Annotated in this window: 17 protein-coding genes and 1 pseudogene; 8 read left to right on the top strand and 10 right to left on the bottom strand. The window is 58.0% G+C overall.

The annotated features are described in order from the left end of the window. The first annotated feature begins 828 nt into the window (after positions 1 to 828). The 3 genes from OKW43_RS28540 to OKW43_RS28550 all read left to right on the top strand — a co-directional run bounded on the left by OKW43_RS28540 (position 829) and on the right by OKW43_RS28550 (position 3,807). The gene (locus OKW43_RS28540) at positions 829 to 1,413 is read left to right on the top strand and encodes a hypothetical protein (RefSeq protein ID WP_429451114.1); all 585 of its coding nucleotides are present in this window, start codon (positions 829 to 831) and stop codon (positions 1,411 to 1,413) included. A gap of 969 nt (positions 1,414 to 2,382) precedes the next feature. Beyond that, positions 2,383 to 2,607: a dodecin family protein gene (locus OKW43_RS28545; protein WP_018419043.1), complete on the top strand. Its 225-nt coding sequence runs from the start codon at positions 2,383 to 2,385 to the stop codon at positions 2,605 to 2,607. Between the two features lie 420 nt (positions 2,608 to 3,027). Then, the gene (locus tag OKW43_RS28550) at positions 3,028 to 3,807 is read left to right on the top strand and encodes a DUF72 domain-containing protein (protein ID WP_429451805.1); all 780 of its coding nucleotides are present in this window, start codon (positions 3,028 to 3,030) and stop codon (positions 3,805 to 3,807) included. Between the two features lie 196 nt (positions 3,808 to 4,003). On the opposite strand, the pseudogene OKW43_RS28555 reads toward OKW43_RS28550, so the two are convergent. The 4 genes and pseudogenes from OKW43_RS28555 to OKW43_RS28570 all read right to left on the bottom strand — a co-directional run. Then, positions 4,004 to 4,267 (bottom strand): annotated as a pseudogene (locus OKW43_RS28555) (hypothetical protein); the annotation flags it as partial. Positions 4,268 to 4,428: 161 nt separating this feature from the next. Then, positions 4,429 to 4,695 carry a hypothetical protein gene (locus OKW43_RS28560; protein WP_429451115.1) on the bottom strand — a complete coding sequence of 89 codons (267 nt, stop codon included), beginning with the start codon at positions 4,693 to 4,695 and terminating at the stop codon, positions 4,429 to 4,431. 821 nt (positions 4,696 to 5,516) lie between these two features. Then, positions 5,517 to 6,329 (bottom strand): class I SAM-dependent methyltransferase, encoded by an 813-nt coding sequence (locus tag OKW43_RS28565; protein ID WP_429451117.1) that lies wholly within the window; start codon positions 6,327 to 6,329, stop codon positions 5,517 to 5,519. A gap of 234 nt (positions 6,330 to 6,563) precedes the next feature. Further along, positions 6,564 to 6,935 carry a hypothetical protein gene (locus tag OKW43_RS28570; RefSeq protein WP_429451119.1) on the bottom strand — a complete coding sequence of 124 codons (372 nt, stop codon included), beginning with the start codon at positions 6,933 to 6,935 and terminating at the stop codon, positions 6,564 to 6,566. Positions 6,936 to 6,985: 50 nt separating this feature from the next. On the opposite strand from OKW43_RS28570, the gene OKW43_RS28575 reads away from it, so the two are divergent. Beyond that, on the top strand, positions 6,986 to 7,339 hold the full coding sequence (locus tag OKW43_RS28575; protein ID WP_429451121.1) for a hypothetical protein: 354 nt from the start codon (positions 6,986 to 6,988) through the stop codon (positions 7,337 to 7,339). A 164-nt stretch (positions 7,340 to 7,503) separates the two neighbouring features. Here OKW43_RS28575 and OKW43_RS28580 read toward each other — a convergent pair whose 3' ends face one another. The 4 genes from OKW43_RS28580 to OKW43_RS28595 all read right to left on the bottom strand — a co-directional run bounded on the left by OKW43_RS28580 (position 7,504) and on the right by OKW43_RS28595 (position 11,899). Continuing rightward, positions 7,504 to 7,896, bottom strand: coding sequence for a hypothetical protein (locus OKW43_RS28580; RefSeq protein WP_429451123.1), 393 nt, complete (start codon positions 7,894 to 7,896; stop codon positions 7,504 to 7,506). 205 nt (positions 7,897 to 8,101) lie between these two features. Beyond that, positions 8,102 to 8,860: a hypothetical protein gene (locus tag OKW43_RS28585; RefSeq protein WP_429451125.1), complete on the bottom strand. Its 759-nt coding sequence runs from the start codon at positions 8,858 to 8,860 to the stop codon at positions 8,102 to 8,104. Between the two features lie 101 nt (positions 8,861 to 8,961). Next, positions 8,962 to 9,684: a hypothetical protein gene (locus tag OKW43_RS28590; RefSeq protein WP_429451127.1), complete on the bottom strand. Its 723-nt coding sequence runs from the start codon at positions 9,682 to 9,684 to the stop codon at positions 8,962 to 8,964. 1,810 nt (positions 9,685 to 11,494) lie between these two features. Next, a complete protein-coding gene (locus tag OKW43_RS28595) occupies positions 11,495 to 11,899 on the bottom strand; it encodes a hypothetical protein (protein WP_429451129.1) in 405 nt (134 codons plus the stop codon). On the opposite strand from OKW43_RS28595, the gene OKW43_RS28600 reads away from it, so the two are divergent. Together OKW43_RS28600 and OKW43_RS28605 are read left to right on the top strand one after the other, a co-directional pair. Next, positions 11,889 to 12,119 (top strand): hypothetical protein, encoded by a 231-nt coding sequence (locus OKW43_RS28600; RefSeq protein ID WP_429451131.1) that lies wholly within the window; start codon positions 11,889 to 11,891, stop codon positions 12,117 to 12,119. The two genes, OKW43_RS28595 and OKW43_RS28600, sit on opposite strands and share 11 nt — an antisense overlap. Before the next feature lie 46 nt (positions 12,120 to 12,165). Next, complete coding sequence (locus OKW43_RS28605; protein WP_429451133.1) at positions 12,166 to 13,419, top strand: NAD(P)/FAD-dependent oxidoreductase; 1,254 nt, start codon at positions 12,166 to 12,168, stop codon at positions 13,417 to 13,419. Between the two features lie 157 nt (positions 13,420 to 13,576). Here OKW43_RS28605 and OKW43_RS28610 read toward each other — a convergent pair whose 3' ends face one another. Then, positions 13,577 to 13,783 carry a hypothetical protein gene (locus tag OKW43_RS28610; protein ID WP_429451135.1) on the bottom strand — a complete coding sequence of 69 codons (207 nt, stop codon included), beginning with the start codon at positions 13,781 to 13,783 and terminating at the stop codon, positions 13,577 to 13,579. Between the two features lie 91 nt (positions 13,784 to 13,874). Between OKW43_RS28610 and OKW43_RS28615 the strand changes: the two genes are divergently transcribed. Then, positions 13,875 to 14,219 (top strand): hypothetical protein, encoded by a 345-nt coding sequence (locus OKW43_RS28615; RefSeq protein ID WP_429451137.1) that lies wholly within the window; start codon positions 13,875 to 13,877, stop codon positions 14,217 to 14,219. A 247-nt stretch (positions 14,220 to 14,466) separates the two neighbouring features. Here the strand turns inward: OKW43_RS28615 and OKW43_RS28620 are convergent, their stop codons facing one another. Continuing rightward, a complete protein-coding gene (locus OKW43_RS28620) occupies positions 14,467 to 14,649 on the bottom strand; it encodes a hypothetical protein (protein WP_429451139.1) in 183 nt (60 codons plus the stop codon). A 692-nt stretch (positions 14,650 to 15,341) separates the two neighbouring features. Here OKW43_RS28620 and OKW43_RS28625 point away from each other — a divergent pair. Further along, positions 15,342 to 15,677 carry a hypothetical protein gene (locus OKW43_RS28625; RefSeq protein ID WP_429451141.1) on the top strand — a complete coding sequence of 112 codons (336 nt, stop codon included), beginning with the start codon at positions 15,342 to 15,344 and terminating at the stop codon, positions 15,675 to 15,677. Positions 15,678 to 16,098: the final 421 nt, after the last annotated feature.

A 16,098-nucleotide genomic window follows, 5' to 3' on the forward strand; every position in this document is an offset into this window, starting at 1 on the left:
GAAACGGCGGTGCGAGATTGGTAACGGGGATTACCTCGAATGCAATCCCGGTCTCATCCTCGCCAAAGCTGACTGAATATTGGGGCGTCGCCGGAGAGCTCGGTATCGAACGCGTTGCGCGAAAACCGGTGAGTAGTGTGGTGTTCATGTGGGAAGAACAAAGAGCGGCGCGGCTCATGCATCAGCGACTTTCCGTTCGTATCTGACCCGCATCCATTCCAGTATGAAAGGTGAAAGCATGGGACCACGCGAATGGTTGAAGTCTAAATGGCAAGCACTGCAGAAGATGAAGGCGACACCGGTAATGCCTACTGGAGACAATCGTGAAGGGAATCCAGTCCCTTCCACCGGCGAGTCGCATGACGAATCATTTCACGACCGACAGTCTCGGGACAGGTTGGAAGAACGAACCTCTGCAATTGCCAATAACTGCCGTCCACGGAAGTCCATTTTCAAGTGATGGACCTTCATGCTCTCATGCTTCATTTCGTCCAGGCCGTCGGCGTGGACGTCGATTGCGCGCCCCAATCCGGTGGCGCGCAACCGGAGAGAGCTTTCACTCACAAGGCAAAGCATGTATCAGCGCTATGACATGCCGCTTTCAATTTCCTTAACACGTCTGAATATTGGCCGGAAAGTACGACCCGATTTCCTAATATTGTCGTGTGGCTCGCGAAGCATCCCGATAGCGAGTTATCGAGCCGTGTCCGCGTTTTGGCGGCATTCATGCGCCGGCCGTCCCTTCTGCACGCCACCGGAGTCCAAATAAACACAATTCAGGCGGGGCGGCGTCCACGGACCTCTTAACCAGCAAACTGGAGATGAAACATGACGCGCAAATTCTGGAAAGGGGCGGTGCTTGCAAGCGCCGCATTGCTGACCGTAAGTGGTACGGCGCATGCAGAAGATAGGTGTTCGAACGCGACGCTCAAAGGCCTCTACGGCTTTTCGCTTCGCGGCGAATTCATCGGCTTCTTCGACGCAGACGGCAATCCACACCGAATACCCAATCCCGACATCGTTGACGCAGTGTTTATCCAGAAGTTTGATGGCACTGGTGCCTTCACCCGGTCTGACTACGTCTCTAGTGACGGGTTTAAACGGCCCGGATTGACAGACCCGACGACCGGATTTGATACGGGCGAAACCGGCACATATACCGTCTTCCCGAACTGCACGGGCGTTATGCACATTACGTTTCCTGCTCCCATCGCTTCCACCATCATTGACATTAGATTCGTGCTGACCGAAGAGGGCCACCTACTTCACGGTGTTGTAAGCCATCAGGAAATTGCCGGCCCTTTCACTGCGGAGGATGGTACAACAACGTGTGGCCCGACGCCGGCGTGCCACATGCGGGCTCAGGAAAGCGTGGTTGGCGAGAAGTTCGATGTAGAAGAAAGAGCTCGCTGAGCAGGCGTTGGCGACTACGGCGTCGCTTTGCTCGAGAGGTAGGGGCGCGCTGTGGCGACAGCACGCTCGTACGGTTGGAGCATGCGACGCAAGGCAGATGTCAGGAAAATTGAACAAGTCACTGCTTTACAGGCGGGAGGCAGCATGCCCTCGTCCCGGGACGCCGCAATCCTTGTCGCAGCGACGTATGACGCTGCGCTGGAACCCGCTCGCTTGCCCGACGTTCTTCGGCTCATCCCCGACCAGACCGGGTCACCCGTTGCCAGGCTTTCGCTGGACTGCCTAGGCCGACGCATCGAGATGCAGACCTGAGTCGGGAGACATCATTCACACAGTCCTACGAGAACCACTTTGTGGGGACTTGACCCGGTGATGCGGGGCGTCAGGGCGACAGCGTCTGGCACCGTGATTGTCGAAGGTGCGATTTCCGGCAGTACGCTGGAGCGCAGCGAGTTCTATCATCAATGGGTGCGCCAACAGGGCCCTGTACAGCGCCGCCATGACGATGTTCCTGGACGAAGGCGACGCGCTTGGCGTGCTTGCCTGTGCATCAGGACTCAAGGCCTGCGACCCCTCCTTTGCTGGACCACGACATTGAGAAACGGCGTTCTGTTCCGTTAAACGATGGACTTTGGACTTCCGCTATCTGCACCAGAATGCCGTATCCGCGATACGGGCAACGCGAGTGGGTCCGCATGGCTGCCTCCTCTGTGCGCCGCTGTAGGAATAAGACACGACGCCGCAGCGACCGTTCCAGAAAGTTCGTGCACGTTAGCGCCTGGCCGCCGGGCGGGCCGGCGCTCCGGTGTGCAATCGACCATGGCTTCCCGCTTGGAAATTGGCCCGCATCCTGGCGGGACTCTGGCAGCGCGCGTTACCACTTCAAGCGACGCGTGGCACGCAGGGCGGCCTATGATGAAATCATTGAGGTGCGGAAAACGTGCCTCCTAACCCAGAGGAGCGAGAATCATGGCCAAGCAAGACACCGAATCCAGCGTCTACAGCGTCACGGAAATAATCGGCACCAGCCCAACCTCCTGGGAGGATGCGGCGAAAAATGCTGTGGAAATTGCAGCGAACTCGCTGCGTGATTTGCGAGTCGCCGAAGTCTGCAAGCTCGACATGAGGGTCGATAGCGGCAAGGTCGTTGAGTACCGAGCGCGAGTATCTTTGTCGTTCAAGTACGAAGCATGAAACGACGACCCCGTACCTCGGCAGAGAAGAGGCTTCCGATACTGCAAGTTTGCGGCATCGAGCTTGTACGCCAGTTGCGGTGGGCGCGACTCCCAGAATGCTCACGTTAGCGTGCAGTTCAGTCTGGCGGTATGACTGCGTGGCAGCGGGCTTCGGTCCCTCCTGCCACTCCTGCCGCTGCGAGCTGGCAGGACGCGCTCGCCTTCAACGCACACGCGTACGCGCAAGACGTCTTGCACGACAGCGGTGGATTGCTCAGTGTCTCCCTGAAGGAGCGCCAAGAAGGCAGTCTCGCCGGTTGTACGCGACAGCTCGGTCAAAAGCGGTGCCCGTGTCAAGGGCGGGCGTAAGCCCGGCGCAGCGAACCCTTGAGGCGCCCAGAATTGATACGCTGAGCCGGGGCTGGTTGCGAAGTTCCAGATTGTCGAAGTCGACTCGAGCTACTACGGGATATCATCGGCATCGAACTCCGCGTTGTGGGTTGAGCGCACGCCCGACGGCTTCACGTTCAACTTTAAAGCGTTCCGTTTATTGACTGGCCATCAAACAGCGCGCGAGGTTCTGCCGAACGACATCGCGATAGCCATCCCGGAGACTGGCAAGAAGAACTTGTACTACAAAGACGTGCCAGCAGAAGTGCTCGATGAGTTATGGCGCCGGTACCGCGAAACTCTGGAGCCGCTTCGGCAGATAAACAAACCAGGCGCGGTGCTGTTTCAGTTTCCGCCTTGGCTTACGAGTGCTCCTGACGGCAGTGCGCACGTCGAAGAATGCGCAACGCGAATGCTCGGGTATACGGTCGCGGTTGAGTTTCGCAACAGCTCCTGGCTGGACGAAAAACACGCACCGTCGACACTCGCATTTCTGCGCGAACGTGACCTCGTGCACGTGATAATGGATGCTCCACCGGGCGTAACGAATCGGGCACATACCGTTTGGGAAGTGACCAATCCAAAGCTGGCGATGGTGAGGCTTCATGGACGCAATGCGGAAACCTGGAACACCACGGGTGCAGCATCGGCGTCGGCTCGTTTTGACTACGACTACAGCGATGAAGAGTTGAGCGAACTCGCTGTGCCAATTCGGTCTATCGCGTCGCACGTTGCGAAGACTCACGTGATATTTAATAACTGCTTCGAGGACCAGGGACAGCGAAATGCGCGGAACTTGACGCAGACTTTGACAACGAGCGGGTCGTGATGCTTGGACGTTTCCAGAAGCGGGCACTTTCGTCAAAGCCGCCGCTAACAACGCTCAGGTCAGCTCCGAAACCTCGCCGACATCCTAGGACGGTTTGTAGAGGCACCGAGGTAACGGCCCGCGTTCTCTCTCACGCGTCTAACGACAACGCCGTTTCGCGCTTCGTCAGCCTCGCGTTGCTGTCAATACATCCAGCGCCAAGCGTGCGTAACACGGCGCTTCCATCGGCAGTCAATGCGAACGTGGTGGCTCCGCCTTGCTCCGACTCAACAACTTGGACCAGGCCGACTTCGCGAAGAGCTATCACGTCTGGCGTCGCCGCCATGAGCTCGGCCGGCGCCTGAAGTAATAGGAGAAGCGTGGCAATTTCATGTGCGCTCAGCATCCGACGGAGTCTGAGCCCAAGAGGTACCGGCGCTGCGTCAGGGTGCCTTGCTTTCACTGCCTTAGACATATCCATCTACCAAATTCCAGTTATTGTTGTACGTCCCAATCACGCAGGCGACGCACCTGTGCGGGTGCTAGCGTCCGACCTTGCAGCGGTAGAAACGTTCGAGCTCGCTTCCGTCCAAGACGGTCGGTTTCGCGCGGCCATAATGCCTCACGAGAAAAAATCTGTGTTTACAAGATGTAAATGCGTAATAGCTCGCCAGTACTGTCAGCGAGTACGAAGACCTCTATGCGACCGGCCCTGATATCGAGCACGAGCCGGTCAACGTCCTCGATAGCGGCAGCACGAGAGGCTGTTGACTCAACGGATTCCATCAGCGCGGCCTCGTCCATGAGCTGACGCTTTCTTCCGAAAAGTCGCCAAACCGCCCCATCTCGCGAGATAAAAAACTGCTGCATATACTCCTGCGCCCGAGCGGGTGTTGGCCACCTATTCATTCGTTACGCCGAACCAGGCTGGCTCGTTGGGTTCACAGGAGTCGCTCGCTCGGCGCGGTCGTCAGGGTACCAGCCACCCTCGGCGCACCGTACCCATCGCCCCACGGAATCCGGGCGACGTCATTCGAGCTTGCAGGGTTCCGCTCAATGAGTCGTGGCGCAACCAGCGCGCTTGGATAGATACGTTGAGCGGTAAAGCGGCTGTAAGCGTTTCACAATTCGTGAGTGAGTCCTTTAACCTCATTCGTACTCGCCAGCGCTGAGCGGTGAATTCAAAGAGGGAATAGACTGGCGCTGAAGCGCCAGCAACGCGTAGGAGGCAACGATTCATTTCTCCAGGAGACGGCCCAGCCCTCGACGTTCGTGGGTCGCACCTCACGCAAAAGAACGGGTGAGTCAACGGTCCACCATGTCGGTAACGTCTGTTCGAGCAATGGTGGACACAGGTCGATGCGTGTCGCTTGGGGAGCTTCCGCCCGACCGGCGCGTGTGCCTCATCTACAGCAAAGCTGACGACCGCTGTTTCGTGGTCGTTCAAGACATCGGGAACTGGGCTGTCGTCACCGTTCTGCCACTCTGGATGTGGAACAACGGCGTCCTGTCGGAAAGCTCGCCGCAGGCAGACCAAGCTCGAAGGTTGGCACTCCAGCCACGGTCGCGCCAACCAAAACGAGAGAATCTCAGGTACCAGGCGAGACGTCGTCCCAGTGTCTTCCGCCGTCGGCGATAAGCCAGCTGAGAGCGTAATGCCGCTCGCTGGCGACGCCCAAGTGCCCCTCCGCCTGGCGTCTCGCGGCCATTCACTTCCCGCTGAGGGCCGTTTAGGGCTTCGTCGCAGAGGCAAGCACACACGGCATCGGTACTTGAACCTCCCCGTCGTTCTGATACGCGGCCGCGTCTTCGGACACCGACTTTTCAATCAAGACTAAGGCCTCGGGCGACTGAGCTTTCAAAATTGCGGCGATGCGCACGCCGCCGCGCATCAGCATGTGGAAAGGCGTTTCCGGTGCGCGAATACGCAACGTTTGGCTGACTTCCCGGACGTGCGGCTCATTGAATCCCGCGTCGAGCAGCGCGCGTTCGGATCCGTGCCAGTCGCTGAACCGAAAGAACAGAGGCCCCGGAGGCAGCGGAACATCCATTCGGCCGTACGCCTCGATTGCTTTGAGCACCATCGCAAATCCAACGGCTTTGTCCGGTGTCGCCCATACGGTAAATGCAATTCTGCCACCGGGTCGGAGTACGCGAAACGCCTCCGCGAGCGCGTTCTCCGGGTGCGCGAAATGCAACATCCCGAAGCTGATGCCAACGGCGTCGAAACTTTCGTCGTGAAAAGGTAAGTCTTCCGCGCTGCCGACACGGAACGCAAGCGCGGGATAAGTGCGCCTTGCTTGTTCGACCATCGCGTCCGCGAAATCGACACCAACGACATCGGCGCCGCGACGCGCGGCCGCGCCGGCGAGATAGCCGGGACCCGACGCCACGTCCAGAAAACGGACACCGGGGCGGATATCCAACGCATCAAGGAGGGCGCTATTGGATTGCGTGGTTAAGTCGCCGAAATACGTGTGGTACGGCTGCGCGACCCTCTCCCAGCCGTCGTGCTCGAAAACGCTGAATTCGTCTTGTTCCATTTTAGTCTCTCCACATCTCATCGAGTCGCGAAGCAGCACAGGGCAGGCACCCGTTACACCGATGCATGGCTTTCATGGGTGGTCCCACGCGAACTCTAGTACAAGCTCGGTGTCGGCGACCACCGATACCAATTCACTTTTCCTGCATCCAGTACTCGCCTTCGTACTTGGTGTCATTGAAGCCTTTAACTCAACATTGACCGGTGAGCCTCACGGCCTTCTCTCGACACCGGCCTACGGCGACCGCGCCGGTTTGAGCGTGGCATTCACAAACGCCCTAACTGCCTTTTTGGCTTCCGATGCTGCCTTCTCATCGTAAGCGCGGGTTACTCCGCGTTCAACACAGCGGTCACTGTATGAATAAGGCTGCTCTGTTTTGGCATTGAAGAGCTGGCCGTTTTCGCCCTCCTGCCACCGGCAGTTCCGTGTTGTCTGCGCCTGCGGAAGCGCCATGGGTGGCTTGAACGCTCGCCCGTCGAAGAAATGGCCCGCGCCGGGATATTCCGTAAGCTGAACGTCTTTGCCTTTAGCTCTCAACCTCTCGACGTATGCGCGGCATGGCGCAATGGGATTATAGTTGTCGGCGGCCCCCTGAAAAATGCGCACGGGCCTCGCAGCGATGTCTTCGTCGTCGCGGTATGTGTCCCTACGAGCGTGTGGGCGCTCTTGGCCGCATCGAACGTTGTAAACACTTTATCGCCATCCGCATCCGTCTCGGTGCAGGCACCCGTACCACCGACTTTGCCGCCCATGGACGTCCAAAAGAAGAGACAACGCACCGACATCTAGTCGAAGAGCTTCTGGCCGTCCGCGTTGCGCGTGATGCCGACCACTTCCTGCAGAACTCCATTGCCAACGTTGCCCATATCGAGATTGGCGAGCGAGTGGCTCATCTAGTACGTCACGTAGGTTGCGGTGCCTTGCTTCGGCATCTGGACTTTCTCGGCCATAGCATGCTGCACGAGGAACGAAAGCACACCGGCAAGAACCACAAAAAAGAATGTTTTTAATTTGGCGTCACTCATCGATTGGCGCGCTGGGTATGGAAGTCTAACGGTGATGGTCTCCTTGAGGCAGTACTCGTTACCCCGACGACGAGGGACGCGCGCCGCTCGCTATCCGTTACATCCTCCCACTTGGCGGCAATGAGCACACCGTTGTCCGAGCTGCGCACTCACGTTGCCAACAATGCGATTCGCATGATGCCGACAACCGAGTCGCTCCGATTCTCCGTCGTTTCGGGCATGCCCTTTTTGCAAGTCCAGACATCACCCGTCTTGGCAACAAACGGCTTGCCCATTCCCTGGTTAATGTACAACTCGCGCTTCAGGCAATGGCAGACCATGTCCGTAGCCATGGAAGGGTTCGCGAACTTCGACTTGGGCTGAAACACGAGGTCCACCAACATCACCGACTTGTAGGCGGGGATTTCGGATGCACGTTTCGAGAGGTCGATGCGCCTGACACCGGGCGCGAGTTCCTTTCCCTCATCAGGGCGGTAGCGCTGAGCGGAGGCCGTGGTTGGTGCCAGTAGCGCCGGTGACCGCAACTGCAGTAGCCAGCGCAACGTTCAGCAAAGACCGGCGATTGGCACTGTGTTCCTCGGACTTTGAGCGCAAAGCGGGTATGCGCTCGTCACTCGACTTAGCGGGAATCTTCATGACGACTCCTTGCGGGCAGTGCGGCGTTCAATGGGCGGCAGCGCCGCCAACCTACGCTACGTACCTACCGGCTCTGTCTAGAACACATCGGGAACCACGTGACCGAATGCGTCATCGCGGGCTGACAATGAGGTTGTAGGTGATGTCCACACTAAATGGAGTACCGTTGAAAGTGCCCGCACCGCCGAACTTGATGGTATGAGGCCCCGGGGGAAGCGGTGCAAGCATCAGGTAGTAGCCGTCCGCCACCGCCGGGGAATAGACCATCGCGCTGACACCAAACAGATTGTTTTCTGGAAGCGTTACGCTAAACCCTGGCGCTGTACAAGGGGGAATGAGCCCGGCGCACGCACGGAACATTGCAGGAACGAGGTTGCTTACGGGTACCCCATCGACGCTCGCATGGAGCTCAGTGACTGGCCCGATGAACGATTGCAAATCCTTCCAAAGCTTTGGGACAGTGTCGTTGGTGTCCCCCCCAGGGAGGCCCTCCGGGACGTGGATATCAATAAAGTTCAAGAGGGGGAAGAACAAAAACTTGCCCGCCGGCACGGAGCAGTTGTTGCGGGTAGCACTTCCTGGCCCAAACGTGCCGACGAGGAAAAACACCCGGCTGCTTGTCGACTGGTCCACCGCGCAGTCTTGACCGGTCAGGTCCAACAGTGGATTGTTGGGGGTCGCCTTCGAAAGAACGTACTGCCACCAACTCACCGACCATGTCCCATAGTTCATCCCGGCTTGCGCTTGCGCGTCGTTTGGCGGAATCACGGCAAACGCATGCGCCTGCGAGGCGCTGGGCCTCGCTGCAAACGCCAGCATCAAGGCGGTCACGGCCGCTGCCGTGAAGGCCTGCCATCTGTTGTTTTTCATGATAGGCGCCTCTCTCGTTTAATAGGCTTACGGTTCAAGGGCCGTGGACGCGCAAGCCAATCCATTCGGCTGGCAACGCGTCTCACGCGACACACCGGGATTCACGGCGTCACAGTCAGCGTATACATCACATTGACCGAAAAGCCGGCGAACGGGCCTGATGTCAAAGCACCTCCGAATTGCACTGTGTGCGTGCCGGGTGGCAGCGGCTTGAGCATCAGCCAGTAACCATCGCTGATGGAATAGCCCGTTCCACCCCCCGGGGCTTTGAGAATATTGTTCGGGGGAAGCGTAAAAGGGAAAAACGACGGCGATTGAAACCGGAAGGTTTGCAGTCCATTGACCACTGCGCCATCAATCGAAGCGTTCAGGGAGTTTGTCCCAATCTCATCGGCAAAGCTTTTAGCGCACGCGCGGCACGATGCTTCATCCGTGCAATGAAACGGCGGGTCATCACGAGTCGAACACTCGACGTTGATGAGAGGAAAGAAGATTGAACTTGTCGACGACACGGTACAGGTGCGCATCACCGGCTGTCCAGAGCCGCTGCCCACGAGGTACCACACCGGGCCCGATTGGTTGGTGGCGCAAAACTGACCCGACGTATCGTTTTGCGGATTTTTGTTGGCGGGTATCGCCAACAGCCATTGCCACCAGGTCTGAGACCATTGAGCATAGGTAGCGCCCGCAATTTTTGCACCCGGCCCGTAAACCTCCGAATTCGCGCTCTGAGCGAAGGCCTTCGATGCGCAGGAGAGGCCGAGGACGACGCCGGCCATTGCCAAGGCGAGCGTGAGTCGCCGACATTGCAAGTTGCGGTTCATAGGGACCTCCATTGAAATTCAGCCAACCGTGCCGTCGCACTGAGCGGTCGACTTTCGGTGCGAAGGAATCTGTCCGGAAACTCGGCACGCACTGAGTAGGGCTGTGAAGCCCATCCAAAGATTCGCGCTAGGGCAACCTGCCCACGTTCGCCGAGGTGTACGGTGCCGAGTCGTTGCCAACGGCCAAACCCGGTCGCGGCCTCGCCGGCCGCCACGGCCCATTGGGTCAATGTCGTTGCGACTGAGGTGGCGATGTCCGATGCCTGCAATGCTCTCTTGATGAGCGAGACCCAGTTTTTCATGGCGACCTCCAACATGCCAAACCTGTTCTTGAAGAGGGCCAGAATCACAACCGCGAAGTGTTCGAGGACGGCGAACGGCGGCCAACGCGATTGCCGGCAGGCAGCGGCGCAAAGGTTGGCCGAAGGTATTGCTGGACTACGGTTTATTCGAGCAGAGTCAAACGCCCCATGTCATCAGCACACGTTGCGTTGAAGACAGAGTTTGAGAGCAGCTCGATGCGATGTCGACAATGAAGTCGTGTAATGCGCGCTCTGATGACGAAGTAGCAGTCGCCTTCTTATTGCTCTTATTAATTGACGCCAAACAAGCGTTTCAAAGTGATTTTAGAGCTCGCTCAATGACATGACAATAGGCGGTCCTGATAGCAATTTGTCGTCATAGTACGGTGGAAATCGGAAAAGTTTTAAAAATAATTTCTGGTAACACGCGTGACCTATAATGCGCGCAAGGTTGGTCCTGCCTGAGGTTGCAGTTAAAAAATATGAGGTGTCGGACAGCACGCAGCAATTGAACCCGTGTCTGCGCGGTATCTAGTCGCTGGCTGTCACACAGTTGTCTCGATAAAAACGTTTTCATCCTCGCTACCGGTGTCGGGAATTCATTGACAGCATTCGCCCGTCCCGGGCGGCGCCCGGAGGTGTCGCTGGCTGGAGCTGCACACCGTTTCTGGTGGCGGTTCGTCGGTGATGGCAGCGAACGACTGGAGGTCTGGCTCACCTGCCACCCTCGGCTCGCTCCCAGTAGAGTTGAACAAACTGCTTGATGCTCATGTGAGCGCCGAACATTTGAAAAGCTGCAAATTGCGTCAGGAACTGGGGGTTTTCCCAATCGGTATCGGTATTGAAGGCTTTCGCAGATAACGTGTTTGGCATTGGAAAACACGTTTCACGGCTAGCTGTTCGCCACGACCAAGCACGGGGCGGCGTTGCGTCACGCGCGGCCCATCATTTGAATAAGAGTGCTGCGTAACTAGGGCTAAACGTTTTTGGGGCAGGTCAAATCGTCGCACGAAAGTCTGCACGCGGTGACCTTTCAAGGAGAAAGAGAAGACGGCAATAAGCCATCCCCACCCAATTTGGAATAAACGCGGAGACTGCGTATCGGGACAGCTTGCAGCAGCTGGACACGCTTGGGCAGGAGCATCTCAAAGCGCAGCAGGAACTCGCTGCATTGCTCGACTTCCGACCTGGCGCACATCTGATGCTTGCGCCGCCCCCCGAACCCTATGACATCCCCGCTCGACGCCATACATGACGCGCTAAGCAATCTCAGCCAGCGTCGTCCGGACCTGCTGGCATTGCACGCTGGATACACGGAACAGGACGAGCGCTACCGCGCTGCACTTCTCGGGCAATTTCCTCGTCTGGATCCAGAACTTCGAATTTCATTTCTACCTCCAGGGCAAACCGGAACCCACATTCTGAAGCTTCCCATGGCGGGAAGGTCAAGCAGGCGTAAAGCGCCTGCTTCTGCTTTCTGCTGCCGCTTGCAGGCAGTGCCCGGCGAGCTACCCCGGGGCGTAGAGCGTCAGGTCGACACCGTGCTGCATGATGATGTGTACGGTCGCGCTGATGACAAACGTGACGAAGGACGCTACACCGAGCGAAGAAGCATCCTTCTGATTTTCGTCTCCAACGTAATGAAGCACGGCCGCCGTTGATAGATGCGCAATCGTCTGCCCCGCTCGAACCGTTTCACCAGGCGTGATTCGCAAGCCCGAAACAAAACCCGCCGTTGGCGCGGCCAGTACTGCGTTGGAGACGGCCTGCACATGCGCTGGCGCAGATACTTTCACCACAATGCGTTTCTGTACTGCAGGCATTGTCACAACGTCCTGGGCGAGCACGCTGGGACCGGCCGTGTACCACGCGCTCACGATGGCGGCAATGACGAGAAGGCGAATGGACTTCATCTCGGACCTATTGAAGAGATTGGTGGTCAATGGCGCTTACGCCAATCAGGGTGCACAACTCGACCTGCTGTTCAAGCACTGCGCCTTCGAGCTTCGTGATTGCGATACGTTGGTTCAGCCGGCGCGACTTGAGGTCCATCAACGTCGGGAGTGTCACATCGCCCCGAACATGGGCGCTGCGCGCCTGTTTCGTCGCTTGTTCAAGCGTCGCTTCCATTGACCGGGCGTTGAGAAGCCGGTCACTGAGCAGGTCCAGGTTCGAAACGATGTTGTCGACTGCGACCCTCGCCGAGGCCCAGTCGGCTGACTACGTCGTGGTTGGTGGAGGCTTGTCTGGTTTGAACGCAGCGGTAGAATTGGCACGTCTCGGTGCGTCAGTGGTCGTGCTCGAACAAGACAGCATTGGTCAAGCTGCGTCAGGACGCAACAATGGTCAAGTCATTCCTCACCATTCGAAGGCTAGCCCAAGTGAGATTGAGCATCTACTCGGTCCCGTTCGAGGCGAAAGATATAACGGGCTCGTTGCAACGGCTCCGATGAAGCTTTTCGATTTAATCGACCGCTACGATATTTCATGTGACTCGGTACGCAACGGCTGGATGCAGGCCTGCCATTCGACACAGGCATTGGAAAGGGGGCGAGTCTTCTATAACGAGTGGAGAAGTTTTGGCGCTTCGGTGGAGTGGCTCGACCGCGACGCCTTTAGTGAGCGAATGGGAAGCACCAACTATTTGGGAGGCTGGAAGGCAATCAATGCCGGTCATCTGAACCCGTACGCCCTTTGCAGAGGACTTGCGCGGGGAGTCGCTAGTGAAGGCATTCGCCTCTTTGAGAGGTCTGCGGTCATCTCATTAGTTCGGGATGGGAGCAGATGGCGAGTGCGAACCTCTGCGGGCGAAGTCTCGGCGAAGGGTGTCCTGATTACTACGAACGCTCTGACTGGGAATTTCTGGCCAGGGCTACGCCGCTCGCTGATACCAGTGCGTATTTACCAGGTTGCCACCGAGCCGTTGAGCGAACTTCAGCGGAAGAATGTGCTTCCAGGAAACGAAGGTGTCTCCGACACGCGAAGAGACCTGTTCGCGTGCCGCTACGACAGCGAAGGCTGGCTCGAAGCAATCGGAACTCATACTCTTTGGCACGATGCTGCGGAGCGAGGTCAGAATGCGGTGATGCAGAAATTCCGGGGTGTGTTTCCGCAGCTTAAGGGTCTTAAGGCCGCGGCGTATTGGGAGGGCACCCTCGCCGTGGTTCCTGACCGTATTCCGCGACTCATGAGTCTCGGGCCAAACCTGCTCTTCGCTGGAGTTTATTCAGGACGTGGCGTTGCCATGAGTACGGTGTGGGGAGCCAGTGCGGCTCGCCTGCTCGCCGGGGCGGCACGCGAGGAAGATATGCCCGTTCCCGTTACCTCGCTGAAGCAAATTTACGGACATGGAATTGCCGTCCGCGTGGCCAGCCTGGTACATCCGTGGCATCGATTTGTAGACAAGGCCGAAGCGCAGATTGCAAAAATCTGAAGCTCGATTTGGCTGAGGCGCAGACCTATCCAGTTATGAAAAGCCTGAAGTCCTCGAAAACCTGCCGGCGCGATTCTAGAAATGTCATACGTAGAGCCGCCAAAGAGGCGCGAACCATTGGTTCAGAGCCTGCGACGGAATCAGCGTGGCATGAACATCAGGCAAGCCCGATAACTTTTAGTCCTTTCCCTGGGGCGCACTCTCTTGGTCCAGCTGATGGTGCTGCACCCGGTACGCGCGCGTTGGTAAGCGCCTGCATCGCATTGACGACTTGCGATTCAACGAAGCCGCCCATCTCGAACACTTTGGACAATACGTGGTTGATGTCAGCGTCGAATCGACCGGAAAGGTGCTCGTCTGGCATCGGAATCCCCTTCAACCGCCCCGGCTATTTGCCTAATCGCCATTCGGTTTCGTGACCCCTGTATCAGTTTAGGGTCGAGTCGTAAGGAACGGTGGCCGAAGTTCCACGAAACGTGCAGGCCGAGATTGTGTCGACCACACAAACGCAGCTGGCAGAGGTAGTCAATGCGCGGCACCAGGCGGTCAGCCGCCAAGTTCAATCGTTCGTCGAAAATCTCGCACAAAACACCCCGGCCGGCTCCGAAGCCACAATCGCATTTCTGAAACAGGCTATCACGCTGGCCAACACCGCTCAGGAAAGCGTGCAAAAGGCAACGAAGCAGGCCGTCGAAGTCGCGCAAACTAACCTGGACGTCGCAACGAAGGCCGCATCAGAGGTGACCAAGGCAGCTGACCAGGCAGTCGAGAATGCGACGAAGTCGAAGGCGGTGAAGTAATCATTTGAAGGAGCGCTGAACCCGCGTGGTGGCCCGGCGTGGCGAGCCGACGCGTTTGGCCACGCGGCGATGTGGCCGCCACCGGACAAGACCACCTGTCGTGTGCGCTGGTCGTTCTTTCCGGCGCACGCCATGTCCGCCACTTCGGCCTCTGTTACCCGCCACGGTTGTTCAGCTTCGGCATCGAACCATTGAGTCTTGCGAGCAGACTGTGCGCTGTACTTGCTGACTTCACCGGCCTCGCGACTTACACGCCACGGGGGTCAATAAGTTCGATGGTTTCAACACTCTCCGGATGGTCCGCAGCTTGTCCGCCATTGCGCTCGACATCGCCAGCGGCCGCAACCTCGTTCGCCTGCACGCTTTCGGGGTCGCCATCAGTCAAATCAGCACGCACCTCCTCGCCAGCCGTCACCAACGGCAGACTCACGCCGAGCCACGAAACATCTCCCTTCAGCGAGCGTGGAGGCGTGTACCCACCATCCCCTCTGCGTTGCCGGTAAGCCGGCTCCGCAGGACGGTCGAAGCAAGACACTCACGCGCTTGCAAGACTAATGGGTCGGCGCGTCGAACAGGGACAGAAGCAGCCAGAGCATAATCGCCGCGCCCCCACTGTGGCAGGAGGAAATGCGGACGTTCGTTTGTTACTGCTCGCAAGAACGGTTTTTCTGGACCCTGCGCGGCACCCGTGTTCGCTCGTAGAGGTGGCATGGCGGCGCGATTCGTGCGCCGTCGTTTTGTCCGAGCGGTCGCTTCCGAGGTTGCGTCACCGACGTCAGTGAAAAGCGCGCCGACGATGAACACCGGACGGCCTGGCGAGTCCAATCAAATACCGACGAAAACACCTCCTATGCCGAAGAAAGAGGACGCCTGAAGAGAACCAGAAGCCAATTTCCGGACATCTCAAATTCGCGGACGACGCGCGATGTGGAGTATCTTCTTCCTTCTCTGCTCGGATTCTCAGAGGTGTACGCGCCAATGGACATGCGTGCGCAGGGACCAATTTGAGGGTTGGCACCGTTCGCTGATTGCGCCGACGGGGGCTGCCGCCTACGCGCGAGCGCGTCAGCAAACTGGCGGCCCTTGAGGCTCGTGGTTGCGGGACAGACCAAGGAGCGGCAGATGGACGTTTCTCAATATCTGCAGGCGATGGAGCAACTTGAACGCGCGACGGAAAGCATCTGGAAGAATGCGCCGGAGCCATTCAAAACCCAGGCATTCAAGTGCGGCTGGGCGCTCGACGATACAAAGAAGCGCCTTCGCTCATGGGGTTACGATTTGCTTCGAGACCGCGACCGAATGTTGCTGGCTACGGCTGGCACGAACGCCCAGCGGCTGGAGGCACGCGGAGATTTTGAGAGAGCGTTAAAAGAGATTCAGGCCGCGATTCTCATCTTGCGCAATAGTCACGGCGGGCCGTTTGACGACATCTTCGGCGGTCCACTTACACCAGAGTAAGAGGCTGACTTGCGGCTCCGTGACCTCGGGCCGCCTGCAAGCGCGCCGACTATGGACACCGGACTCCTTCGCGAGTCCAATCAGATACCGCCGAAAAATCCTCCGTTACCTAAGAACGAAGACGACTAAGGAGAACCAGAAGCATGTTTTCGGGTCTCTCGAATCTTGCCGACAAGCCTTGTTTTAAGGATTCTTCCCGCCCTCGAACCGCGCGCAGGTGGTGAGCCCGCCAACACGAAGGCTGCACTAGGCATAAGCGCGGTGGGGCTTCGAATCGGATTTGGCTGAAGTCTCGTACGTGCTCGTTGTGTCAAACCAGGCTTGATGCGTTTACCTGTGAGACGGTCTCAGGTTCCTTCTCATGCATCTCGAAGTAACAGTCAAGCGCGGCGAGCGTGATGTTTTCGAGCACGGCGGTGCG

The sequence above is a fragment of the Paraburkholderia sp. WC7.3g genome, assembly GCF_050436345.1.
GTDB classification, from domain to species: Bacteria; Pseudomonadota; Gammaproteobacteria; order Burkholderiales; family Burkholderiaceae; genus Paraburkholderia; species Paraburkholderia podalyriae.